This is a genomic window from Pseudoalteromonas sp. Cn5-37 (assembly GCF_021532495.1).
GTDB classification, from domain to species: domain Bacteria; phylum Pseudomonadota; class Gammaproteobacteria; order Enterobacterales; family Alteromonadaceae; genus Pseudoalteromonas; species Pseudoalteromonas simplex.
This window is the reverse complement of record NZ_JAKGBA010000001.1, coordinates 830,941-853,977: the sequence shown is the minus strand read 5'-3', so window position 1 is coordinate 853,977 and position 23,037 is coordinate 830,941. Positions and strand designations below refer to the sequence as shown.

The following is a 23,037-nucleotide window of genomic DNA, read 5'->3' as shown; positions in this document are numbered from 1 at the left end:
TTTTTTGTATTAATCAGCTTTAAACTTTAAAGGTTAACAGCATATCGTTAACTTTGCGTGAGCCTTCAACAAGCCCCGCTGCATCTTTAGCCACATTGTAGCTAAGCTTTAAGTTCTCTTCGCTGTGTCCTTTTATGCTTTCTACATTTTCGCGAATATCGGTGCTGACAGCTTGTTGTTCCTCAGCAGCCGTCGATATCTCAGTCGCAAGGCCTGATATTTCATCAATTTGCGCGAAGATGCTCGCTAGCTCAGTTTGAGTGTGAGCAGTCGTATCAACACAACTATCTGCTTGCGCTTTAGTTGATTGCATCACTTTAGACCAGCTAAATAAAGTATCTTGAATTTCTTTAATTGAGCTGTGTATTTGTGCTGTCGCATTTTGAGTACGTGAAGAAAGTGCGCGTACTTCATCTGCTACAACCGCAAAACCACGGCCATGCTCACCTGCACGTGCTGCTTCAATGGCGGCATTCAGCGCTAATAAGTTTGTTTGTTCAGCAATGCCTTCAATCTCACTCATTACTTGGCCTATTTTGTCAGCTTCACTAGCAAGAGAGTTAGCAGTAGTGGCAGCTTGCTCTACTTGGTTAGCTAGATCAGACACCATGCTACTGTTATCTTCAATATGCAGTTTGATATCGTTACAGCTTTGATAAGTTGTCTTAACCTTATCAGCTGTATGATGAGTATTAGCAGAAATTTCGCCAATCGTTGCGCTCATTTGCGTCATTGCTGTGGCAATATCACTCAAACGTTGACTTTGTGCAGCAATGCCTTGCTCAGTTAGTGACGATTGTTTATCTAAGCTGGTGGCAATATTTTTAAACGAGTAAGTAGAGTCTTTAACACGACCGAGCACCGTTCTGAGCTTTGCAAACAGCATTTGCTGATTAAAGGCAGCAATGCTAAATGGATGTGATCCTGAATAGACATACCTTGATACTGAATCAAACTCTGCACGTTGCTGCTTTAAATGGCTAGGCGTAACAACCAGTTCGTCATAATTTAGAGCAAAAAGTAGCGCTATAAGCGCACATGCGGCTAAAGCAATCATCCATGACGCGGCCACAGCTAAAGCAACAATACCTGCAACCAATAAAATCGCAGACACTATTTGTCTTAGTGAAATATTCTCTCGCAATGATGCGATTGATTTACCATCATTAATTTTAGTGTAGAGCGCTTTTGCACGACTCTTTAATTGCTCAGTTGGTTTGGTACGTACAGATTGATAGCCAACTAACTGCCCATGTTCGTAAATTGGCGTTACGAACGCATCGACCCAATAGTAGCGACCATCTTTGCAGCGGTTCTTCACCATGCCACGCCAAGAGTGACCTTGTTTTAGTTTTTCCCACATCTCTTTAAATGCCGCTTTAGGCATATCAGGGTGGCGTACTATGTTATGGTTTTTTCCGAGGAGTTCTTCTTCGCTGTAACCAGCAATAGCACAAAATTCCTTATTTACGTATGTGATAACACCACGTAAGTCAGTGGTAGAGACAAGCTCTTGATTGTCAGAGTATGTTACTTCCTGATTAATGATTTCTTGCCCACGACGCATATGAGTCCTTGAAATATACTTTTTTATGGTGCGCGGATTATAAACTCAGAAAAATGTAAGGGAAGAGCTTGAAGATTGATCTTTGTTAAACTTTTAAAAATTGTTTAAGAGAATTGATCTAGAACAATAACGAAGCAGAAAAAATATGGTTGCTCTAGTTCTTTAGTATTGGATGAAAGAATTGTTATCTTGTTTCGGTCTTTGTTTGCACTAATAAAATTTATACTCGTCACAGCGGTCACTAAAGCAATTGTATAATATGACTTACAGTGGCAAGATTAACTTTCAGTGTAAGGACTTTTCAGAAACTTATAATTGGCTCTTGAGTAATTATTTTTAGCCCCCATACAGTTAGGATTAAAGCCACCTGGCTCGAGGAAGCATTTTTGATAAAACATGATTTAAATAAAACGCTAGCAGCGTTAACAGCTCAATTTCCTAACGCAATTAATGGGATTAAACGTGGTATCGAGCGAGAAGCTTTAAGGATCAAACCAAGTGGTCACATATCAAAGCTGGGGCATCCAAAAGGCGTGGGGAGTGCGTTAACTAATGAGCATATCACGACTGACTTTTCTGAATCTTTGCTAGAATTTATCACTCCAGTGAGCACATCAGCTGAGCAAACCCTAGCCCAGCTAAAAGACTTACAAAAGTTCACATTGTCACATATGAATGATGAACTTCTATGGCCGATTAGTATGCCATGTTTTATTGAGCATCAAGACGACATTGTATTGGCGCAGTTTGGTGATTCAAATATAGGGCGTATGAAAACACTTTATCGTGAAGGCCTTAAAAATCGTTATGGCAGTATGATGCAAGCGATTGCTGGTGTTCACTTTAATATTTCATTTCCTGAAACCTTATGGCAGAGCTTATATCAGCTAAATGAAAGTAAAGTAAGCTTGTCGGACTTTATATCACAAGGTTATTTAGGTCTGATCCGCAATTTTAAGCGTGAGCTTTGGCTTATCAGTTATTTGTTTGGTGCTTCACCGGCTTTGTGTAATTCGTTTCTACAAGGGCGTGAAACAGATTTACCCTTTAAAAAATTAGGTAAAGGCACGCTTTATTTAGAAGTCGGTACAGCACTACGTCTGGGAAATCTTGGCTACACAAATAGTGCACAATCGTCTTTGCGTGTTATGTATAACTCATTAGAAGAATATGTAGCTGGGTTAAAAGAAGCAATCCACTTATCTTCGGATTTGTATGGTCATCTTGATGATTATAAAAGTGCCGAACCAAAGCAGCTAAACAAAAACATACTGCAAATCGAAAACGAGTTTTACTCGCCAATTCGTCCTAAGCGTAATGCAGCTTCGGGTGAAACACCCACTGATGCGTTGTTACGTGGCGGTATAGAATATATAGAAGTACGTGCATTGGATGTTAATCCGTTTAGTGAAACTGGAATTGATCTACAGCAAATCCGCTTCTTAGATGTTTTCTTAACCTATTGCCTATTAAGCGAATCTCCAGAAATGGATTGGCAAGAGCAAAAATTAAGTACTGCAAATTTAGATGCGGTTGTTAATGATGGTCGTGATCCAGAGTTAATGTTAACAAAAGAAGGGCGGGCTACTAGCTTAACTGAGTGGGCGCATGCTATTTTTGATAAATTACACCCAGTAGCACAGTACATGGATAAAGCTTACGGTGTGAGCTATTACTCTGAAACTATAAAAGAAATGGTAACCTGGGTCGAGGATCCTAGTAAAACCTTTTCTGGTAGATATGTAGCAGCACTTGCAAATGAAAACCAGGATAATGGTCATTTCGCTTTAGCACTTGCACAGCAGTACAAGCAAAGTCACCTTGATGCAGATTACCAATTTTATGATCAAGCATTTTTGGCAGAGCAAGCGGCTGACTCGGTGCTTAAAGAGCGTGAAGTTAAAGCGGCAGACAGTGTATCTTTCACTGCATTTTTAGATGACTATTTTTCTAAAGCTTAGTATGTTGTAGGCATAAAAAAACGCAGCCTAGGGAGGCTGCGTCAAAGATTCTTCAGGGATGAAACAATGCTATACTGCTGCATTCATAAGTTCAGACTGACCTGACGAGAAAAAGTTCAGCGAGATCCATAAAAAAATGAAAAAAAGTATAATTATTTTATCGCTGGCCGCATCATTGGCTGGTTGTGCAACGGCTCCTCCTGAGCAACCTCATGATATTTGTAAAATTTTTGAAGAAAAACCCGATTGGTATTACGATGCCCGTGATGCACAAGAAAAATGGGGCTCGCCAAAACATGTACTGATGAGCATGATGTATCAAGAAAGTTCATTTCGTCATGATGCAGCGCCGCCAATGGAGTACTTCTTGTGGGTAATTCCAATCGGCCGTGCCAGCTCGGCATATGGCTACTCACAAGCAAAAACCCCAACATGGTCTGATTACATTCGCGAAACAGGTAATAGCGGTGCAGACAGAGATGATTTTGACGATGCAATCGATTTTATGGCTTGGTTCGTTTACAAAACCCATAAAGTAAATGGTATATCAAAGTGGGATGCCTATGCGCAGTACCTTAATTATCACGAAGGGTGGGGCGGCTACAAGCGAGGCACTTACAAAAGTAAGAAGTGGCTAATGAGTGTTGCAAATAAAGTTAAACATCGAGCAAGCCGCTATGGCGCTCAACTTAAAAAATGTGAAGCAGATTTAGATAAGAACTGGTTTGAGCGTTTATTTAGTTAGTACATAAATAAAAAGCCCGCATCAATTAGCGGGCTTCTTTTTCTTTATTTACCAGGAAACTGGTGAATATGAACATCCCTTTGCGGGAATGGGATAGTGATATCTGCAGCGTCGAAGGCAATTTTAACTCGCTCGTACAAGCCAAAATACACTGGCCAGTAGTTATCAGACTCCACCCACGCCCATACCAACATGCCGATATGGCTTTCACCGTGCTGGCTAACATGAACAGATGGTTTCTTATCTTCAATGTCTTTTAATACCAAATCATAATCATCAAGCACGCTCATAAGCACATCACGTGCTTTATGAACATCATCTCCGTAACTAATACCAAATTCGATTGCAACACGGTGTAGAGGTTCTGCGAACTTATTCTTAACGCAGCCGTTTGATAGCGTGCCATTAGGGATAATGATTTTTTCATTGTCGTAGGTGAGTAAAACGGTGACAAAAATTTGTATTTCAACAACTTTCCCCATATAGCCTTGTGCTTCGATTACATCACCCACTTTAAAAGGTTTAAAGAATAAAATAAGCACGCCACCTGCAAAGTTAGCAAGGCTACCTTGCAGTGCCATGCCCACCGCAAGGCCAGCAGCACCTAGCATTGCAATAAATGACGTGGTCTCTATACCAATCATCGAAGCAACAGAGATCAGTAATAGTATTTTTAGAATGACTGAGATAAAAGAGACTAAAAAGTGCGTAAGGCCAACTTCGAACTTGACCTTATTAATTGATTTTTCAGCCATATTGGCAATACGACCAATTAGCCACCAACCTATGATTAGAACCAGAATTGCCAGAATAAACTTCGGCCCGTAAAGCATCAGTAATTCAATGGCTTGGTTATAGATTTTCTCGATTGATATTTCGTCCATTATTTTCCCTTTTATATCAATATATGCAAAAGAAAATAATAGTAGAGGAATTTGTGTTTGGTTGTGCGGGTTAGCTTTTAAAATGTGAATCTTCAGAGGTAATTGAGCTATAAGTAACAAAAAGGAGTAGTAAGCTACTCCTTTTGTTTAAGTTTAGTTAGCAGTCAGTCAGTGCGTTTACTTGGAATAACTTTAACTAACTTCACCATATTTTCTTTTATCTCAATAACTTCAATAGGGTAGCCGGCAATACGCAAGCTTAGGTTTGAGTCTGGGATGTCCTCTAAGTATTCAACAATTAAACCACTTAGCGTTTTCGGGCCATCAATCGGTAGCTCCCAACCCATTTCTTTATTTAAATCACGAATATTAGCACCGCCATCAACAAGTACTGAGCCATCATCTTGCTCTGTTACTTCTTCACTCGGTGTACGCGTTTGAGTTGTAGTGAAATCACCCACAACTTCTTCAAGAATATCTTCAAGTGTTACTAGACCTTGAATATCACCATACTCATCCACGACTAAGCCAATACGCTCTTTTGATTGCTGGAACTTAAGTAGTTGCGTGTTCAGTGATGTGCCTTCAGGGATAAAGTAAATTTCACGTACTGCACGCAGTAGTGATGGTTTATCAAACTGCTCTTTAGTTAGTAGGCGCAGTGCATCACGTGAGTGAATAAAGCCAACAGCATCATCAATTTGATCACGATACAACAAAACGCGAGTGTGTTGTGCATGAGTAAGTTGGCGGCTGATAAGCTTCCAGTCATCATTGATATCGATAGCAACAATTTCGTTGCGTGGGATCATGATATCTTCAACAGTGACTTGCTCTAAATCTAAAATTGAAGTCAGCATACTTTGGTGGCGAGCAGGTAATAGTGCACCTGATTCGTTCACCACAGTTTTTAATTCTTCTTTGCTTAAGCTGTGCTCTTCAATTTGTGCTGTGGTAATACCAAACAAGCGTAACATGCCGTTAGTCATCCAGTTTACGATAACCACAAACGGGAAAAGGATTTTCAAAAGGCCTTTAAGCACAATTGAGCTTGGAAAAGCAACCTTCTCTGGGTAGAGCGCAGCAAGTGTTTTTGGCGTTACTTCGGCAAAGATTAAAACAACCAGCGTTAGCGCGCCGGTTGCAATAGCGATACCGAGATCACCATACAAACGAATACCAATAATCGTTGCAACCTGTGCTGCAGCGATATTTACAAGGTTATTACCAATTAAGATCAGACCAATGAGTCTGTCAGGGCGACTTAATAGTTTGCTGACGCGCTTCGCTGCACGGTGATCTTCTTTAGCAAGATGACGCAGGCGAATACGGTTGATTGACATAATTCCAGTTTCAGAACCAGAAAAATAAGCAGAAATAAGTATCAATAATCCCAATATAATAAACAGGGTACTAGTCGATATGTCGTCCAAGGATGGATCCTTTTTTTATAAATCAGTGCATATTAAGCTAGAGACAGCTTGCTGAGTCAAGTTAAAACTTATTTAGAACCACTTCTTGGATGAAACGGCTGCCAAAATAAGCAAGTGACAAGATAAAAGCGGCTATCATGATCGAAAACACCACAGGCTTTCCACGCCAGCCTTGGCGTAAATGACCTACAGTGACCACGGTGAAAATGAGCCAAGCAATTAGTGATAAGACTGTTTTGTGGATAAACTCACTGGCAAACATTCCCTCTAAGAAGATGAACCCAGAAAGGAGAGCAAAAGTCAGTAAGATAGTACCCAGCGTGAGTAATTGATATAGCTGACGCTCAACCACCATTAAAGGAGGGAGGTGGCTGTGTACAATTGCCAAGTCTTTGCGTTTGAGGCGCTTATCAATAAAGTAGAACTGTACAGCATAAAGTGTTGAGATTATCAAAACACAATAGGCTAGCAGTGATAACGATATGTGAGTAACTAAACCAAGCTCAACATCGATTGATTGCAAAATCACATGATGTGGTATAAACAAGCTGGCAAGAGTCAGTAAGGCTGCAAAACCATAAACAACTGGCAACAATAAAGTCGCAGGGAATTTGAGAGACACAGCAGTTACCGACACCACAATGACCCAACAGGTTAATAAAGCAACGTTGACGATACTTAAATCTTGGCCGTCAGCACGAAAAACTGAATTAACCAGTAATAGCATATGAGCAAGGATAGCCACAGTGCTAAGAATGACTGTGAGTTTTTGGCTTGGACCTTGTTTGTGAAAAAGGCGTGATAGCACATGTGACGTTGCTAACACATAAAACAAACTAGCAATAATAGTTAAACTAATAATCATCGTGTTTTGGCCACTTAATTTATATCGATAAATCCTTGTCTCTTTGATGCCATTGTATTTTATAGCAAGGCAAAAGCATAGAGTTTGTAAAAAGAAACTCAAACTGCGCACTTGAACACTGTATTGTCGACCACCATTTACGGTATACTGCTAGGAATTAAATTTTAATATTGCCTGTATTGTCACCAAACTTGTTTGATTTATGTACATTGCAGGTGCAACACGTTTTATCGGAACCTTTACATGTTTGAGAATCTCCAAGAACGCTTAGGTAAAACCTTAAAAAATATCAGTGGCCGCGGACGCCTAACTGAAGACAATATAAAAGATACATTACGCGAAGTCCGCATGGCATTTTTGGAAGCGGACGTTGCATTACCTGTTGTTCGTGAATTCGTTAAGCAAGTTAAAGAACGCGCCGTAGGTGTTGAGGTAACAAAAAGCTTAAGCCCTGGCCAAGTCTTTATTAAGATCGTTCGTGAAGAACTTGAAAAAGCCATGGGTGAAGCTAACGAAGAGCTAAGCCTTAATGCACAGCCGCCAGCGGTAGTGATGATGGCGGGTTTACAAGGTGCTGGTAAAACGACCAGTGTTGGTAAACTAGCTAAATTCTTAAAAGAGCGTAAAAAGAAGTCTGTATTAGTTGTGAGTGCCGACGTTTATCGTCCGGCAGCAATCAAACAGCTTGAAACACTGGCTGATGAAGTGGGTGTTGAGTTCTTCCCAAGTGACATTTCACAAAAGCCGGTTGATATCGCAAACAATGCGATTTCTCACGCGAAGAAAAAATTCATTGATGTGGTATTAGTTGATACTGCAGGTCGTTTACACGTCGATAACGACATGATGGACGAGATCAAAGCACTTCACAGCGCGATTAACCCAATCGAAACCTTATTCGTTGTTGATGCGATGACAGGTCAAGATGCGGCAAACACCGCAAAAGCATTTGATGAGGCACTGCCTTTAAGTGGTGTGATCTTAACCAAGACCGATGGTGATGCCCGTGGTGGTGCTGCATTATCGATTCGCCATATTACTGGTAAGCCAATTAAGTTTATGGGTGTGGGTGAACGCACTGATGCTCTTGAACCATTCCACCCTGACCGTATTGCTTCTCGTATCCTAGGTATGGGTGATGTACTTTCATTAATCGAAGAAGTCGAAATGAAAGTAGATAAAGAGAAAGCAGCTAAAGTTGCCGAAAAAGTATTTAAAGGTGATGGCTTCACATTAGATGACTTTGCTGAGCAACTTCGTCAGATGAAGAACATGGGCGGTATGATGTCGATGCTTGATAAGCTGCCAGGCATGCAAAACCTACCAGACGCTGTAAAAGGCCAGATGGGTGATAAAACTTTCGTACAAATGGAAGCCATCATCAACTCTATGACGCCAAAAGAGCGTGCCCGTCCTGAAATCATCAAAGGCTCGCGTAAAAAACGTATTGCGGCAGGTTCTGGTACTCAGGTGCAAGAAATCAATAAACTGCTTAAGCAATTTACGCAAATGCAGAAGATGATGAAGAAGATGAAAGGCAAAGGTGGCATGAAGAAAATGATGCGCGGCATGAAAGGCATGTTACCACCAGGGATGATGGGTGGTGGCCCTAAATTTTAATAGTACTGTCTATTAAATGTATAAAAAGGAGCATATAGCTCCTTTTTTTGTAGATAATTTATGCGTAGTAGTTAGCTGCATGTAAGATTTAAGGCCCAGATCAGTGTTTAATCAACTAAACTTACATTTTGCAGCAGTTCTTACTTGCAATGTTGCAAAAAACTCGTACAATTCCCCAGCTTCCCGTATTGGGGAGTAAATCTTATTAATGAAAACAGTCAATCTAATGTAGAGGACGGTATGGTAACTATTCGTTTGCAACGTGGTGGCGCTAAAAAACGCCCTTTCTATCAAATTGTGGTTGCGGATAGCCGTTTCTCGCGTGACGGTCGCTTCATCGAGAAAGTAGGTTTCTTTAACCCAATCGCTTCTGGTCAGGAAGAAAAAGTACGTTTAGATTTATCTCGTGTTGATCACTGGGTAGGTCAAGGCGCATCTCTTTCAGATCGCGTAGCTAAGTTAGTTAAAGACGCTCGTAAAGCGGCTTAATAGGCGTAAGAGTAACCATGAGTCAAGAGAACACCTCGTATATTACAGTAGGAAAGCTCGGTGCCCCGTATGGTATAAAGGGCTGGCTTAAGGTGCATTCATTTACTGATGATCCCGAAGGGATCTTCGATTTCAGCCCATGGTTGATAGGGCAACAAGGTAAATGGCAGACCTTAGAAGTGGTCGACTGGCGTCGCCACAACAAAGGCTTTATCGCTAAAGTTGCGCAAGTAAACGACCGAGACGAAGCAATGGCTTTAACCAATGCAGAAATCTCAGTAGATGCAGCGCAGCTACCAGAATTACCGCAAGGTGAATTCTATTGGCGAGATCTGATCGGCATGTCTGTTATAACTGATAAAGGTTATAACTTAGGCACTGTTGATGACCTAATGGAGACAGGGTCAAATGACGTTTTGGTTGTGAAAGCAAACAAAAAAGATGCATTTGGCCAAGCAGAGCGTTTAATTCCTTTCTTAACAGATTCTGTTATTAAAGAAGTTAAACATGATGCAAGAGAAATTACCGTAGACTGGGACCCAGGGTTTTAATGTCACAAACGAGTTCGCTATGGGTAGGGGTGATAAGCCTTTTCCCGGACATGTTTGATGCGATTACCACCCAAGGGGTAACAGGTCGCGCAGTTAAAAATGGTCTAATCGACTTTAACTGTTGGAACCCACGTGACTATGCCACTGATAAGCATAGAACTGTGGATGATCGTCCTTACGGGGGCGGTCCTGGCATGTTAATGATGGTTGAACCATTGAAACAAGCTATCCTTGACGCCAAAAAAGCGGCAGGTGATGGTGCAAAAGTAATTTATATGTCCCCGCAAGGGCGCAAATTAGATCAGCAAGGTGCAAGCGAGCTTGCACAATCAGAAAAGCTGATTTTAATTGCAGGTCGCTATGAAGGTATAGATGAGCGAATCATAGAATCATACGTTGACGAAGAATGGTCAATTGGTGATTTTATTTTAAGTGGTGGTGAGCTACCCGCGATGACGCTAATTGATGCAGTAGCACGATTAGTACCAGGGGTGTTAGGTCATAACCAGTCAGCTGAGCAGGATTCATTTTCGAATGGCTTGCTTGATTGTCCTCACTATACACGGCCAGAGACATTGGATGATAAACAGGTGCCTGCTGTATTACTCAGCGGAAACCACCAAGAAATCGCTAAGTGGCGCACAAAGCAATCACTTGGTAGAACTTGGCTTCGTCGTCCTGACTTGTTGCATAACCTAGCTCTGACTGAGGAGCAAGCGGCACTCCTTGCTGAATTTCAGCAAGAGTACCAACAAGCTTGTGGCTAGAAGACAGTTACACCTAGGAAAGTGAGAAATATAATGGCAAAAGTAAACCAAAATATTATTAAAGCGCTTGAAGAAGAGCAGCTTAAAACAGACGTACCAGCATTCGGCGCTGGTGATACAGTAGTTGTACAGGTACGTGTAAAAGAAGGTAACAAAGAGCGTCTACAGGCCTTTGAAGGTGTTGTAATCGCTAAGCGTAATCGTGGTCTTCACTCAGCATTCACAGTTCGTAAAATCTCGAGCGGTGAAGGTGTTGAGCGTGTATTCCAAACGCACAGCCCTCTTATCGATAGTATCTCAGTTAAACGTCGCGGTGCAGTTCGCCGTGCGAAACTTTACTATCTACGTGAGCGTTCTGGTAAATCTGCACGTATTAGAGAAAAACTTAACTAATACGCGCTGTTTTACAACGCAAAATAAAACGGGTTGCAGCCTTAGGTTGCAACCCGTTTTGGTTTTTATACCACAAAAATAATTTACCTCTCTGAGAAATACTCCCTTCTAACCTATCTACTTACTCCTATTTATCCCTTTATAAGCTATGCTACAAGAACGTTGGGGCTTTGTGCTTTGGCTGTTATCCTGTTACTATAATTTGTATTAAAAGCTTTACTTTTTTGTATATAAATATTTACGTTTATAGGGTTTGAGGTGTAGTAACGTGGTAACAGTGAATGATCTAGCTGATTTAAGAGCAGGAATAGATGAATGTGATGCGCAATTGGTGGCATTACTGGCAAAGCGTAATGGGATTACAGAAAAAATAGGCGCAATTAAGCAACAAATCGGTGCACCATTACATGCCCCAGATCGCGAGGCTGAGTTACTTGCAGCTCGTCGTCAAGAAGCTGTCGCACAAGGGGTTAACCCTGAGTTAGTTGAAGATATATTGCGTCGTATGATGCGTGAAGCGTATCAAAACCAACAAGGTAGCCTTGCCTGTGTTGCACCCCAATTATCACCCATTGTAATTGTGGGTGGTGAAGGTGCCATGGGCCAGTTATTTGCTCAACAATTTACTCGTTCAGGTTATGAAGTGCGTATTTTAGATAAAGCACAGCAAGCACAAAGTGAGACGATATTAAAAGGGGCAAAATTGGTTCTTGTCAGTGTGCCAATTAATGCACTTGAGCAAGTTGTCGCTGCGCTACCGACACTTGATGATGACTGTTTGCTGGTTGATATTACCTCTGTTAAGCAAAAACCTTTAAAAGCACTTATGGCGGCTCATAGCGGCCCTGTAGTTGGCTTACACCCCATGTTTGGCCCAGATATTTCACATTGGGTAAAACAAACGGTGGTCGTGTGTGAAGGGCGAGATCATGAAGTAGCTAAAGGGTTAATGGCACAACTACAAGTTTGGGGCTGCCAAGTAGTTGAAATGGATGCTAAAAAACACGATGAAGCAATGCAGATCATTCAGGTTATGCGTCACTTAACAACTTTTGTATATGGCCAGTTTCTTGCCAAGCAAAGCCATACACTTGCAGAGCTTCGCAGCTGCTCATCACCCATTTATCAGTTAGAGTTAATGATGGTCGGGCGTTTATTTGCCCAATCGCCAGAGCTTTACTCTGACATCATGTTAGCACAATTCGACGATGTAGAAGCACTGCTTGCCAACTACCAAGATACTTTTGCAGACACGCTAGAAAAGCTAAAAGCAGGGGATAAAGCATCATTGATTGCCGCATTTGCTGATGCAAAAGAATACTTCTCTGATGCAACTGCACATTTCTTAACGCAAAGTCGCAGCTTACTCAACAAAGCAAACGACGCGAAAGTGCTTGATTAAACAGCTAATCTAGCAAAAAAGAGCTCTATCAAAAAGCCCGCATCAAGCGGGCTTTTTAGTTTCAAATGTTTTGTTTTAAATAATCGTTTTAATGACCACCTAATGAGCCAGGTAACGCACCGCTATGGTGATTGATTAAGCCCCATTGATACAGCAAGTCAGTCATATCTGAAAGGCTGAATAAGGTCATGCTCAAGCCAACAATCGTCAACACTATGGTATAAGGTAGCGCCATGTATACCATGCGTCCATAAGATAGTCTTAACACAGGGGCTAATGTTGATGTAAGCAAGAATAAGAAGGCAGCTTGTCCATTAGGCGTAGCAACACTTGGTAAATTAGTACCTGTGTTAATTGCCACAGCTAATAGGTCAAATTGATCACGGGTAATTTGACCTGCCTGTAACGCAGCAGCCACTTCATTGATATACACAGTACCCACGAACACGTTATCGCTGACCATCGAAAGAATACCGTTGGCAATGAAGAACATCACCAGTTGCAGCTGACCTTCGAAAGTAAGTACCCATGCGATCACAGGTGTAAATAAATGCTGGTCGATAATAACTGCAACAATTGAGAAGAATACGCAAAGTAACGCTGTGAATGGTAGGGCTTCTTCAAATGCTTTACCTAATTGGTGCTCTTCAATAATACCGGCACTGGCCGTGGCAAAAATAATAACAGACAAACCAATTAAACCAACAGTGGCTAAGTGAAGGGCTAAACCTATGATCAACCAAACAGCAATGAAAGCTTGAATCGCTAGGTTTACTTTGTCGCGTGTAGTGCGTTTTTTCTCTAGCTTTTTAGCATGATCCGATAAAATCGTGTGGATGGGGGCAGGGAGTTTTGCGCCGTAACCAAAGGTTTTGGTTTTTTCGAGTAAGAAAGTAGTGGCAATACCTGCAATCATAACGGGTAAAGTAATAGGCAACATTCGGAAGAAAAATTCGCCAAATAACCAGCCTGCACGCTCTGCAATGATCAAGTTCTGTGGCTCGCCTACCATAGTACAGACACCGCCTAAGGCAGTACCTATGGATGCATGCATTAATAAATTACGAAGAAAAGCACGAAACTCTTCAAGCTCTTGACGATTGACTGGGCGAACTTGGTTATCGTCATTAATATCATGCTCACTGCTGGAGTCTTTGCCTGATGCTACCTTGTGGTAAATACTGTAAAAGCCCATCGCGACGGCAATAACAACGGCCATCACCGTTAACGCATCTAAGAAAGCAGATAAAAATGCGGCAGCTATCGTAAACGACAGAGATAATACGGTTTTACTTCGTACCGAAACAACCAGCTTTGTAAAGATATATAAAAGTAAGTCTTTCATAAAATAGATACCAGCAACCATAAAGATAAGTAACAGGATCACATCGATATTCTGTACTATCTCATGTTCAACTTGACCTGCTGTTGTCATGCCGATAAACAAGGCTTCAATTGCCAGTAAACCACCCGGTTGTAGCGGGTAACATTTAAGTGCCATGGCGAGTGTAAAAATAAACTCTAACACTAATACCCATCCTGCCAGATAAGGATTAAGTTGAAATAACACCGGGTTGATTAGTAAAAACGCAATAATGGTGTATTTGTACCACTTTGGTGAAGTTCCTAAAAAATTTTTAAATAGAGCTGGTAAAACGCGCTGCTGCATGGCCATACCTATATCAGTGCTGGTTATTATTGTTAATAAATAGAAATTGATTATATCGATAGTATTGTTATTTGATGTACTTTTAATCCAAAAGGCCATTTATTTAACTAGATCTTATAGATTTTTATGTACTGCCGAGTTAGTTTACTTGTTAGTTGCTTATCATCTGGTACAATCAGTGAGTTGAACACCAAATGCGGTAAAAGTAGTTGCTAACTCAAGTGGAAAGTGAATGAGAATTTTTAAAGCGAAAAGCCCAGCAGGTTTTGCTGAAGAATACATTGTTGAATCTATTTGGAATGGTGACTTTCCGCCTGGCTCAATTCTTCCAGCTGAGCGTGAATTATCTGAGCTGATAGGTGTTACACGTACAACCTTACGTGAAGTACTTCAGCGTCTAGCCCGTGATGGCTGGCTAACGATTCAGCACGGTAAACCTACCCGTGTAAATAACTTCTGGGAAACCTCGGGCCTGAACATTTTAGAAACGCTAGCGCGACTAGATGAAGACAAAATGCCAGAGCTTACAGATCAATTACTTTCTGCACGCACAAATATCAGCGCAATTTATACCCGTGCAGCTATTAAGCTTGCTCCTGAGCGTGTAATTGAAATTTTATCGCAAAGTGAAGAGCTAGAAGACAGTGCGCAAGCATTTGCTGATTACGATTATAAAGTTCACCATGAATTAGCAGTTGCGGGTAATAACCGCATTTACGTTCTTATCCTAAATGGCTTTAAAGGTTTCTACTCAAAAATTGGCTGCCACTACTTCTCTGATTCTCGAACTCGTGAATTAGCGCGTCAATTTTATAAAGATTTAACAGAACTGGCAGAGCGTCGTGAACACGACGGTGCGATTTCAATGATGCGTAAATATGGTCATCAAACAGGTGAAATTTGGCAACAAATTCGTGGTGATATGCCAGAAGATATCATGGACTAAGCGTCTGTATTGATATTCATTTAAGAACCCAGCTAAAAGCTGGGTTTTTTGTTAGTTACTTTTAAGCACCGGGAGTACTTCAGCGCTTTCATCATCAAGCATTGCTAAAACACTATTAAAATCATGTTTGGGATGCCAGCCAAGTTGCTGCTGCGCTCTAGTTGAATCGTATACTCGGTCTAAACTCGTTGGTAATAGCCAGCCTCGCTCCTTGAATGCTTCTGCTAATGCTGGGATTTTTTCAATAATGACTTTATCTGCTTGCTTATAAAGCGACTGGCAATCTTTTTTTGAATAAGGCGTAACGCCTGAAATAATAAAGCGATTAAAACCACTTAGTTTTTTCTCGATTGCACATAAATGGGCATTGGCAACATCGCGAGCGTCGATGCCACGGCTATTACGAAATAGCGCCATAATATCGGCAGGTTCAGGAAAACAGCGAGACATCTGTAATACTGTGATTGGTAATTTGTGCTTTATTGAAATAGCTTCAAGCTTGGCTTCGGCGGCAATTTTAGTTTTATGGTAAATGGATTTTGGCTTCGGAATAATATCCTCGTTTACCCAACCCGCTTGACCTAATGGCGTTGAAGCTGAACCATAGAGCGCTGTGGTGCTGGTAAAAATAAACTGTTTTACGCCTGCTTCTATACCTAACAGTGCCAGTTGTTCTGTCGCCTCCACATTTATAGTGTAAAAATCGTCGTCAGAGTGCAGGCCAACATGAGGGGCATGTAAAGCGGCTGTATGGATTATCACGTCGATGTCTTGAAGAGCTCTCTGAATTAAGTGTTGGTCACGAATATCACCCACAAAGTCAGCTGTAGAGCAGGGCGCTTTATCCATCCCAACGACATTATAATTGCTCATTAACTTGATATAAATTGCACGGCCAACCCGACCTGCTGAACCTGTGATCAAAACTTTCATTTTTCTACCTAGTTGCTTAGCTCGGCATATTTTATCAGATTTTAGCTGCTGATTTTGCAGCTCTTTGCGATTGTTTGCTTCAAGAGTTACGTAATATTTTAATAAATCAATTTTTCCGATTAGGCATATCGCTTTTTTCGATTGTTCATTTGTCTGTAACCTCATTACACTATCTTGCAATTTATCAATACTTACACTTGGTTTTTGCGTTTTAGTAACCATATCTATGTGAGTATTGCTTAGGCAATTGGAAATAAACTCAAATATTTGGAGATAAAAATGGGTGTATTAGTTGGCCGTCAGGCACCAGACTTTACTGCAGCAGCTGTTCTTGGTAACGGTGAAATCGTTGAAAACTTCAACCTAAAAGAAACTATCAAAGGTAAAAAAGCAGTTATCTTCTTTTACCCGTTAGACTTCACTTTCGTTTGTCCTTCAGAGTTAATCGCTTTCGACAAGCGTTTTGAAGAGTTCCAAAAGCGTGGCGTTGAAGTAATTGGTGTTTCTATCGATTCACAATTCTCACACAATGCATGGCGTAACACTGCCGTTGCTGACGGTGGTATTGGTCAAGTTAAATATGCACTAGTTGCAGACGTTAAACACGAAATCTGTCAAGCATACGATGTTGAGCACCCAGAAGCAGGTGTTGCTTTCCGTGGTTCTTTCCTTATCGACGAAGAAGGTAACGTACGTCACCAAGTAGTTAACGACCTTCCTCTAGGCCGTAACATCGACGAAATGATCCGCATGGTTGACGCGCTAGCGTTCCACAGCGAGCACGGTGAAGTATGTCCAGCTGGTTGGACTGAAGGCAAAAAAGGTATGGACGCAAGCCCTGAAGGTGTTGCTAAGTTCCTTTCTGAAAACGAAGGCGACCTATAATTTAGGCCTTAGTTAAAGAATTAAAAAACCCGCCAATTGGCGGGTTTTTGTTTTTAAGCACAACAAGATTAATTAAAACGCATCGTTAGTTTAGTATAGAAATAACGACCACGTGGGTTATGTACGCTTGATACATAGCCATATAAGTCGCCATCGCCATCACCGATTGCAAACGGAGGATCTTCATCAAACACGTTATTCACACCCACAGAAAGTTTGATTTTCTCTGAGAAGTTATACGCTGTTTGTAAATCAACCAGCGTTTGTGAATCAACCATACGTGATGTGTTGCTATCAAAGTCTAAATTACCGTCAAAGTCGATATCTGGCGTATCTTCAAACTCGCCCGTGTAACTAACGTTCACATTCGTGTTGAAGTCACCCATTTCCCAATTTGTTGAGAAAATCCAACGGTTTTCAGGATAACGATACTCGCCAGTGTAATCGCGGCCATCTTTCTTAAATTCGTTTTGGTAAGCCCATTCTAAATTGAATTTTAAGAAGCCGTAATCGTTCATCGCATGTGTGTAGTTAGCCGATACATCGACACCTGATACTTCTTGCGATGAGACGTTTTCAAAGGTGCTATAAACTTTTTGGATCACACCTAAGCTTTGACCATTTTGTGGTGCTAAACGCACGCAGACAGTGCTGTTTTGATCATTACAGTTTTCATCATAGATAGGGCCGAACTCTTGCTCATCTATCTTATTATCTTGTGTAATGCTCCATACATCGATTCCAAAACCAAATTCAGCGGTTGGTGCCCAGATAAAGCCAACATTCCATGACTCTGACTCCTCAGCTTCAAGGTTTGGGTTACCTGCAAATTGGATATTGTAATCTAGAGCGTTACAGTCAAGCCCTGTTGCCTGACAGCGGTAAGTATCTACAAAGAATTGACTTTCTTCCGACGGACCTAAACCAATTTGTGCCAGTGAAGGCGCGCGGAAACCTTGAGCCCACGAACCACGAACAGTGATTGAATCAGTTGGTGCCCAGCGAACAGCTACTTTAGGGTTTGTAGTTGAGCCAAAATCGCTGTAGTCATCGTATCGACCAGCTAGTTGCAGTTCTAGGTTATCAGCCAGCGGAATTGAAAACTCAATGTAAGCTGCGTATTGGTCGCGTTCAGCAGCGGCTGATACAGACTCAGTACCAAAAATTAAACCACGCTGGAATTGGTCGTCTGGAATATCGCTCACATCTTCTTCACGGTATTCAATACCTGCAGCCATCATTACTACATCATCGCCAAAGCTGAATGCTTCACCACTAATATTTGCATCAAATGAGGTCATATGAGACTCACCACGGCGCACTAAGCTTGTGGTGATACGGTCAATCACTGCCTGGTCATTATAGGTGCCACCAAATGTATTATAGTTACCTGCATCGATTTCTTGTTGTAGGAAATCAGTGCGCACCCAACCTTGGCTTCTATTACCTGTTTGCATTGATTCACTGCGACCTTTTTGAACAGCTGCTTCCCAGCTCCAGTCATTTATTTCACCTTTTAGACCGGCAACAAAGCGAAGCGTATCAGATTCAATATCCCATTGGCGAGGGCCGGCATCTACGGTTCTGTAGCGACCAATTTCGATATCTTGGCCAAACGGGTTGTTAGGATGGCTTGCAGGAACTGTAAGGCCTGCATCTTCATCAAGCGGGGTCGGTGCACCTGCTGCTTGCGACGTATTATGTTGTACTGCAACCTCTAAGAAAGCTGAAATACCATTGTCGAAGTTATATTCAAATTGTGAGATAGCACCGACACGCTCAGATGCTGGGGTTACGTAACCATACGGGCCGTAGTCAAATAAGCAGCTGCCACTTGCGGTTGCATTTTCTGCTGGGCAGGCTGGATCAATGGTTTTTTCACCATCTACATAGAAGTAGCCCGGAAAGCCACGCGATGAGCGAAAATCCATACCACCGTATGGTTCTTGGTTGGCTGTGCCTAGGCGGCCCATTTCATCAGATGAGAGTGCTGTGTTGTTAAAGTAATCAATAATAATTGATGCGCTGCTTTTCTCTGTACTGGTACCCCATACTAAACTTGCTGTTTTTTCTTCGTAGTTAGGACCATCAGTGCCGCCATATCCAAGGTTTACCTCTAGGCCGTTAATATCTTTCTTTAAGATAATATTAACTACACCAGCAACTGCATCAGAACCATAAATAGCTGATGCGCCATCCTTTAAAATATCGATACGCTCAATCGCAGAGACTGGAATTGAGTTGATATCAACAAATGAATTGGTAATGCTCTCAGCAAAAGCGCTAATAGATACACGACGTCCGTTAATTAGTACTAATGTAGCATCAGAGCCTAAACCTCTAAGGCTAACAGCTGCAGCACCATTGGCTGTAGAGTCTTGGTTATTACCGCGAGTAGAAAAAGTACCATTACCGGCAACAGGCATACGCTCTAATAGTTGTTGTAGGTTGTCGTAGCCCATGTTATCGATGTCTGCACGACTGATTGATTGAACCGGTGATGGCCCCTCAATGTCCGAGCGCTTGATGCGAGAACCTGTAACTTCAATACGCTCGACCTTTTCAGCTCCATCTTCTTGTGCAGCAACAGACATAAAACTGGTGCCTGCTAATGCGGCAACTGTAAATGCGTAGAGAGGTCGTTGTATAAAGCGATGGGTGTTCTTCATATATTTCAATCCTTGTATAATTGTGAAAGTGTTGTGAATTAATCACGACAAAGATTGATACCATGTAAATAGCGGTGAATGAAATAGCAAAAAAGTATGGGTTTATTAAGATGTTAAGGTTCTTAAGTGGTAAGAGTCAGGACTGGTAGGGGGTACGAGCCTAACAAAAAGGTTAGGCTCATTTCATAAATTAAGCTTTATGTTTCATCAGGCGTTCTTTTTCACGCGCCCAATCTTTATTTTTTCCGTCTTCACGTTTGTCGTGCATCTTTTTACCTTTAGCAAGGTGGAACTCCAACTTCACCCAGCATTTTTTCCAGTACATTGCAGTTGCGATTAATGAAAAACCTTCGCGTTCTGTAGCACCGATAAGACGATCGATTTCACGCTTATTTAAAAGTAACTTACGATACCTTAAAGGATCGCAAATTACGTGAGTAGAAGCACTGTTGAGAGGCTGAATTTGACTGCCAAGTAAAAATGCTTCGCCGTTTTTAATGTGAATATAAGTCTCAGAGATGTTTACTTTACCAGCTCGGATACTTTTTACTTCCCAGCCCTGTAGTTCAACCCCTGCTTCGAACTTATCGTGTAAAAAATACTCATGACGCGCTTTTTTGTTTAGCGCGATGGTATTACTTGTCGATTTAGATGATTTTTTCTTAGCCATAGTGACTCATATTATACGTAAAAACAGCGTTTTTACATCGCTTTTTTAAGGCTTTGCAGAAATTTTCGCGTCACTAATATTTGGGTAAATAGTCAAAGCTTGCTAAAATTCGCCGACAAAGTTGGGAGTGAATATGCCGCAAATAGAAAAAAGTGCGCTGGTAATGTACAGCAGCAAAGAAATGTTTGATTTAGTGAATGATGTAGATGCATATCCAGAGTTTTTACCACATTGCTCTGATGCTAAAATCATTACACAACAAGCCAGTGGTATGACAGCTAGTCTAGAAATATCGAAAGCAGGTTTAAAAAAGTGGTTCACTACCGAAAATACCTTTATTGATGAGCAAACGGTTGCGCTACGCCTAGTTGATGGCCCATTCAAAAAGCTACAGGGTAAATGGCATTTCTTACCGCTGGACGATAAAGCTTGTAAAGTGCAACTGCATCTTGAGTTTGAATTTGCTAGTAAGCTTATTGAGCTGGCTTTCGGAAAAGTATTTAACGAAGTCGCTAAGAATATGGTTAATGCATTTACTCAACGCGCTAAAACTGTATATGGAGTTCGCCCATGATCACTGTTGAAGTGGTTTTCGCCTTACCAACAACAGCAACCAGTTTACTGGTCGAAGTGCCTGTAGGTACTACCGCTGAGCAAGCGGTGATTAAGTCGGGCATTATCGAGAAGTGCCCAGAAATAGACGCAAATAATTTAACGCTTGGGATTTGGAATCGTACTTGCAAACTGAATCAAGAAGTAAAAGATGGCGATCGTATTGAGATTTATCGACCTCTTATTGCTGATCCAAAGGATGCACGCAGGCGCCGTGCTGAAAAAGCCAAAGAAGAGGGCCGAGCTAATAAAATTACAGGCGGGCGTCCGCTTAATAAGGCATAAATAAGGGTAGCCTAGGCTACCCTTAATAATTTGCGCTGCTATTACTCTTGTTCAAGCGGCGTATTAAATTCGCTAGGTTGTTCATAGTCACCCGATAACGAAACAAGCTTATCGTTTTCGAAGTTAATAGTGAGTGATTTACGTTGCTCGTTGCTACGACCAAGATTGAATACGTAAAGGTAGTGCCAGGTATTTTTATCAAATGAGTCTTCAGCGACTGGCTTGCCTAGTACATACAGTACTTGCTCGCGCGTCATATTAACACGTAGCTTATCTACATCTGATTGCTCTAAGAAGTTACCTTGAGGAATGTTGATTCGGTAAACCCAGCTTGAACACCCTGCTGTAGCACTTAAAGTAAGGGTAAGTACTAACCAAAAAGAAAAAGTTTTAAACGACTGCATTATTTGTTTGAATCCTTATTTTTTATACACTGCATGATACCGATTAGTCACTGAAGGTAAAACCCTTTTCAGTAATTGTTTTTACACAAATGCGATTAACAATCAAGAGGCACAAATTTGACCACAGCAAACCCAGAAAGTTTACAGCAGCCTATAAAAAACAATGATAATTCAGAGAGTCTGTGGCATTTGTACATAGTGCAAACACGTTTGGGTCATTGGTATACGGGGATCACCACCAATGTTGAAAAGCGATTTATGCAGCATCAAGCGGGAAAAGGGGCTAAAAACCTCAAAGGCAAGGGGCCTTTAACACTTATCTATCAACAGCAAGTGGGTAACCGTAGTGAAGCAACTAAACTTGAAATAAACGTAAAAAAGCTTAGCAAAGCGCAAAAAAGGCAGTTTGTTTTAACCTCTGAGCTACCAAAGTAGCTAACTTGCAAGCTTTTCAATAAATAGAGCTATTTTCTTCATCGCAGCTTCAAATAAAATAAAGTTGATATGTTCTGTTGTATCGGTAGTTTGATGATGATGTTTATCGTGCCCGATACCAAAGTAAATGTATGGGATCTTCGCTTTAGCGAATGAATAGTGGTCGCTTGCTCTGCGCCAATCAACTTTGAGATCAAATAATCGATTCAGCCTCGCCGACGAGCTAGTTGCCATAAAGGTTAGCTGCTCATCAGACAAAGCTTTAATGTCATCTTTATAGTGCGCTAATGATTGCTTATCTAAAAATGCATAGATACGAGGTCTACGTGGGTTCACAACAAGCATATCTAAATTAATGTTAAGTTTTATTTTGTCTGTATTAAGTGTCGATACCAAGTAATCGCTACCATGTAGGCCATTTTCTTCGGCATCGGTTGCAACAAACACTAACTGATAGCGCTGAGGGCTTTGTGCAAAGTGGTCAGCTAAATAAAGTAAAGCTGCAACGCCGCTGGCGTTATCATTGGCACCCGGGTAAAGCCGACTGCCTTGTTGCCCAAGGTGGTCGTAATGGGCTGTAAAAATAATTTTTTTACACTTTTCACAAGGGCTATTTTTTATCGCAACAATGTTTCTCCCAACCGCCTCACTAAAGAAACCTGATTGATAAGTAAAAATTTGTTCATTTACTGAATAGCCAAGAGCGACAAAGCGCTCTGCTATGAAATCGGCGGCTAATTTAGCGCCCTCGGTATTCGTTTTTCGCCCAGCAAATTGAGGCGATGTTAGCGTTATAACGTCTTGTGCTAAGTTTGTATTGGCAAAAGCGTGCCCTGTGCTTATCATTGCAGC

The 23,037-nt window shown here is 41.4% G+C and carries 23 protein-coding genes; 13 read left to right on the top strand and 10 right to left on the bottom strand.

All coding sequences use genetic code 11. The annotated features are described in order from the left end of the window. Nucleotides 1-19: 19 nt before the first annotated feature. Nucleotides 20-1,567: a methyl-accepting chemotaxis protein gene (locus tag L1266_RS03930; protein ID WP_235376906.1), complete on the bottom strand. Its 1,548-nt coding sequence runs from the start codon at nucleotides 1,565-1,567 to the stop codon at nucleotides 20-22. A gap of 386 nt (nucleotides 1,568-1,953) precedes the next feature. On the opposite strand from L1266_RS03930, the gene gshA reads away from it, so the two are divergent. After that, entirely contained in the window at nucleotides 1,954-3,528 is a 1,575-nt protein-coding gene (gene gshA, locus L1266_RS03925) for a glutamate--cysteine ligase (RefSeq protein ID WP_054551742.1), read from the top strand. A gap of 136 nt (nucleotides 3,529-3,664) precedes the next feature. Then, nucleotides 3,665-4,273 (top strand): transglycosylase SLT domain-containing protein, encoded by a 609-nt coding sequence (locus L1266_RS03920; protein WP_054551741.1) that lies wholly within the window; start codon nucleotides 3,665-3,667, stop codon nucleotides 4,271-4,273. A 44-nt stretch (nucleotides 4,274-4,317) separates the two neighbouring features. Here the strand turns inward: L1266_RS03920 and L1266_RS03915 are convergent, their stop codons facing one another. The 3 genes from L1266_RS03915 to L1266_RS03905 form a co-directional block, all read right to left on the bottom strand. Beyond that, nucleotides 4,318-5,157, bottom strand: a complete 840-nt coding sequence (locus L1266_RS03915) for a mechanosensitive ion channel family protein (RefSeq protein ID WP_235376905.1) — start codon at nucleotides 5,155-5,157, stop codon at nucleotides 4,318-4,320. A 164-nt stretch (nucleotides 5,158-5,321) separates the two neighbouring features. Further along, entirely contained in the window at nucleotides 5,322-6,590 is a 1,269-nt protein-coding gene (locus tag L1266_RS03910; protein WP_138601544.1) for an HlyC/CorC family transporter, read from the bottom strand. A 61-nt stretch (nucleotides 6,591-6,651) separates the two neighbouring features. Further along, nucleotides 6,652-7,455, bottom strand: a complete 804-nt coding sequence (locus tag L1266_RS03905; protein ID WP_054551738.1) for a cytochrome C assembly family protein — start codon at nucleotides 7,453-7,455, stop codon at nucleotides 6,652-6,654. Nucleotides 7,456-7,698: 243 nt separating this feature from the next. On the opposite strand from L1266_RS03905, the gene ffh reads away from it, so the two are divergent. The 6 genes from ffh (at nucleotide 7,699) to tyrA (ending at nucleotide 12,677) form a co-directional block, all read left to right on the top strand. Continuing rightward, nucleotides 7,699-9,075, top strand: coding sequence for a signal recognition particle protein (gene ffh, locus L1266_RS03900; protein WP_054551737.1), 1,377 nt, complete (start codon nucleotides 7,699-7,701; stop codon nucleotides 9,073-9,075). A gap of 240 nt (nucleotides 9,076-9,315) precedes the next feature. After that, the gene (gene rpsP / locus L1266_RS03895; RefSeq protein ID WP_054551736.1) at nucleotides 9,316-9,564 is read left to right on the top strand and encodes a 30S ribosomal protein S16; all 249 of its coding nucleotides are present in this window, start codon (nucleotides 9,316-9,318) and stop codon (nucleotides 9,562-9,564) included. Between the two features lie 17 nt (nucleotides 9,565-9,581). Next, nucleotides 9,582-10,115, top strand: a complete 534-nt coding sequence (rimM, locus tag L1266_RS03890) for a ribosome maturation factor RimM (RefSeq protein ID WP_054551735.1) — start codon at nucleotides 9,582-9,584, stop codon at nucleotides 10,113-10,115. Continuing rightward, nucleotides 10,115-10,882, top strand: a complete 768-nt coding sequence (trmD, locus tag L1266_RS03885; RefSeq protein WP_054551734.1) for a tRNA (guanosine(37)-N1)-methyltransferase TrmD — start codon at nucleotides 10,115-10,117, stop codon at nucleotides 10,880-10,882. The genes rimM and trmD overlap by 1 nt, the downstream gene beginning before the upstream one ends. A gap of 33 nt (nucleotides 10,883-10,915) precedes the next feature. Continuing rightward, entirely contained in the window at nucleotides 10,916-11,275 is a 360-nt protein-coding gene (gene rplS / locus L1266_RS03880; protein WP_054551733.1) for a 50S ribosomal protein L19, read from the top strand. 268 nt (nucleotides 11,276-11,543) lie between these two features. Continuing rightward, complete coding sequence (gene tyrA / locus L1266_RS03875) at nucleotides 11,544-12,677, top strand: bifunctional chorismate mutase/prephenate dehydrogenase (RefSeq protein ID WP_138601546.1); 1,134 nt, start codon at nucleotides 11,544-11,546, stop codon at nucleotides 12,675-12,677. 88 nt (nucleotides 12,678-12,765) lie between these two features. Here tyrA and nhaB read toward each other — a convergent pair whose 3' ends face one another. After that, nucleotides 12,766-14,346 carry a sodium/proton antiporter NhaB gene (gene nhaB / locus L1266_RS03870; RefSeq protein ID WP_054551954.1) on the bottom strand — a complete coding sequence of 527 codons (1,581 nt, stop codon included), beginning with the start codon at nucleotides 14,344-14,346 and terminating at the stop codon, nucleotides 12,766-12,768. Nucleotides 14,347-14,578: 232 nt separating this feature from the next. On the opposite strand from nhaB, the gene fadR reads away from it, so the two are divergent. Next, nucleotides 14,579-15,292 carry a fatty acid metabolism transcriptional regulator FadR gene (fadR, locus tag L1266_RS03865; RefSeq protein ID WP_054561887.1) on the top strand — a complete coding sequence of 238 codons (714 nt, stop codon included), beginning with the start codon at nucleotides 14,579-14,581 and terminating at the stop codon, nucleotides 15,290-15,292. A 51-nt stretch (nucleotides 15,293-15,343) separates the two neighbouring features. Here the strand turns inward: fadR and L1266_RS03860 are convergent, their stop codons facing one another. Further along, nucleotides 15,344-16,225, bottom strand: a complete 882-nt coding sequence (locus tag L1266_RS03860; protein ID WP_199528700.1) for an NAD-dependent epimerase/dehydratase family protein — start codon at nucleotides 16,223-16,225, stop codon at nucleotides 15,344-15,346. Between the two features lie 279 nt (nucleotides 16,226-16,504). On the opposite strand from L1266_RS03860, the gene L1266_RS03855 reads away from it, so the two are divergent. After that, nucleotides 16,505-17,110, top strand: coding sequence for a peroxiredoxin C (locus L1266_RS03855; RefSeq protein ID WP_054551729.1), 606 nt, complete (start codon nucleotides 16,505-16,507; stop codon nucleotides 17,108-17,110). 68 nt (nucleotides 17,111-17,178) lie between these two features. Here L1266_RS03855 and L1266_RS03850 read toward each other — a convergent pair whose 3' ends face one another. Beyond that, nucleotides 17,179-19,704, bottom strand: a complete 2,526-nt coding sequence (locus tag L1266_RS03850) for a TonB-dependent receptor (protein ID WP_235377002.1) — start codon at nucleotides 19,702-19,704, stop codon at nucleotides 17,179-17,181. Between the two features lie 265 nt (nucleotides 19,705-19,969). Continuing rightward, a complete protein-coding gene (gene smpB / locus L1266_RS03845; protein ID WP_054551727.1) occupies nucleotides 19,970-20,449 on the bottom strand; it encodes an SsrA-binding protein SmpB in 480 nt (159 codons plus the stop codon). Nucleotides 20,450-20,582: 133 nt separating this feature from the next. On the opposite strand from smpB, the gene L1266_RS03840 reads away from it, so the two are divergent. Both L1266_RS03840 and L1266_RS03835 read left to right on the top strand, forming a co-directional pair. Continuing rightward, nucleotides 20,583-21,023 (top strand): type II toxin-antitoxin system RatA family toxin, encoded by a 441-nt coding sequence (locus L1266_RS03840; RefSeq protein ID WP_054551726.1) that lies wholly within the window; start codon nucleotides 20,583-20,585, stop codon nucleotides 21,021-21,023. Beyond that, nucleotides 21,020-21,346, top strand: coding sequence for an RnfH family protein (locus tag L1266_RS03835; protein ID WP_138601550.1), 327 nt, complete (start codon nucleotides 21,020-21,022; stop codon nucleotides 21,344-21,346). The genes L1266_RS03840 and L1266_RS03835 overlap by 4 nt, the downstream gene beginning before the upstream one ends. Before the next feature lie 41 nt (nucleotides 21,347-21,387). Here L1266_RS03835 and L1266_RS03830 read toward each other — a convergent pair whose 3' ends face one another. Further along, nucleotides 21,388-21,750: an outer membrane protein assembly factor BamE gene (locus L1266_RS03830; RefSeq protein ID WP_054551724.1), complete on the bottom strand. Its 363-nt coding sequence runs from the start codon at nucleotides 21,748-21,750 to the stop codon at nucleotides 21,388-21,390. Nucleotides 21,751-21,867: 117 nt separating this feature from the next. On the opposite strand from L1266_RS03830, the gene L1266_RS03825 reads away from it, so the two are divergent. After that, on the top strand, nucleotides 21,868-22,185 hold the full coding sequence (locus tag L1266_RS03825) for a GIY-YIG nuclease family protein (RefSeq protein WP_235376904.1): 318 nt from the start codon (nucleotides 21,868-21,870) through the stop codon (nucleotides 22,183-22,185). On the opposite strand, the gene L1266_RS03820 is transcribed toward L1266_RS03825, so the two are convergent. Then, nucleotides 22,186-23,031: a M20/M25/M40 family metallo-hydrolase gene (locus tag L1266_RS03820; RefSeq protein ID WP_235376903.1), complete on the bottom strand. Its 846-nt coding sequence runs from the start codon at nucleotides 23,029-23,031 to the stop codon at nucleotides 22,186-22,188. Nucleotides 23,032-23,037: the final 6 nt, after the last annotated feature.

Bases quoted from the DNA above. Each gene is read 5' to 3' on its own strand.
- smpB (WP_054551727.1), bottom strand. From the start codon at position 20,449: ATGGCTAAGAAAAAATCATCTAAATCGACAAGTAATACCATCGCGCTA.
- rpsP (WP_054551736.1), top strand. From the start codon at position 9,316: ATGGTAACTATTCGTTTGCAACGTGGTGGCGCTAAAAAACGCCCTTTC.
- L1266_RS03860 (WP_199528700.1), bottom strand. From the start codon at position 16,225: ATGAAAGTTTTGATCACAGGTTCAGCAGGTCGGGTTGGCCGTGCAATT.
- L1266_RS03850 (WP_235377002.1), bottom strand. From the start codon at position 19,704: ATGTCTGTTGCTGCACAAGAAGATGGAGCTGAAAAGGTCGAGCGTATT.
- L1266_RS03905 (WP_054551738.1), bottom strand. From the start codon at position 7,455: ATGATTATTAGTTTAACTATTATTGCTAGTTTGTTTTATGTGTTAGCA.
- fadR (WP_054561887.1), top strand. From the start codon at position 14,579: ATGAGAATTTTTAAAGCGAAAAGCCCAGCAGGTTTTGCTGAAGAATAC.
- L1266_RS03820 (WP_235376903.1), bottom strand. From the start codon at position 23,031: ATGATAAGCACAGGGCACGCTTTTGCCAATACAAACTTAGCACAAGAC.
- trmD (WP_054551734.1), top strand. From the start codon at position 10,115: ATGTCACAAACGAGTTCGCTATGGGTAGGGGTGATAAGCCTTTTCCCG.
- L1266_RS03915 (WP_235376905.1), bottom strand. From the start codon at position 5,157: ATGGACGAAATATCAATCGAGAAAATCTATAACCAAGCCATTGAATTA.
- rimM (WP_054551735.1), top strand. From the start codon at position 9,582: ATGAGTCAAGAGAACACCTCGTATATTACAGTAGGAAAGCTCGGTGCC.
- nhaB (WP_054551954.1), bottom strand. From the start codon at position 14,346: ATGCAGCAGCGCGTTTTACCAGCTCTATTTAAAAATTTTTTAGGAACT.
- ffh (WP_054551737.1), top strand. From the start codon at position 7,699: ATGTTTGAGAATCTCCAAGAACGCTTAGGTAAAACCTTAAAAAATATC.
- rplS (WP_054551733.1), top strand. From the start codon at position 10,916: ATGGCAAAAGTAAACCAAAATATTATTAAAGCGCTTGAAGAAGAGCAG.
- L1266_RS03920 (WP_054551741.1), top strand. From the start codon at position 3,665: ATGAAAAAAAGTATAATTATTTTATCGCTGGCCGCATCATTGGCTGGT.
- L1266_RS03930 (WP_235376906.1), bottom strand. From the start codon at position 1,567: ATGCGTCGTGGGCAAGAAATCATTAATCAGGAAGTAACATACTCTGAC.
- L1266_RS03840 (WP_054551726.1), top strand. From the start codon at position 20,583: ATGCCGCAAATAGAAAAAAGTGCGCTGGTAATGTACAGCAGCAAAGAA.
- L1266_RS03830 (WP_054551724.1), bottom strand. From the start codon at position 21,750: ATGCAGTCGTTTAAAACTTTTTCTTTTTGGTTAGTACTTACCCTTACT.
- L1266_RS03835 (WP_138601550.1), top strand. From the start codon at position 21,020: ATGATCACTGTTGAAGTGGTTTTCGCCTTACCAACAACAGCAACCAGT.
- L1266_RS03855 (WP_054551729.1), top strand. From the start codon at position 16,505: ATGGGTGTATTAGTTGGCCGTCAGGCACCAGACTTTACTGCAGCAGCT.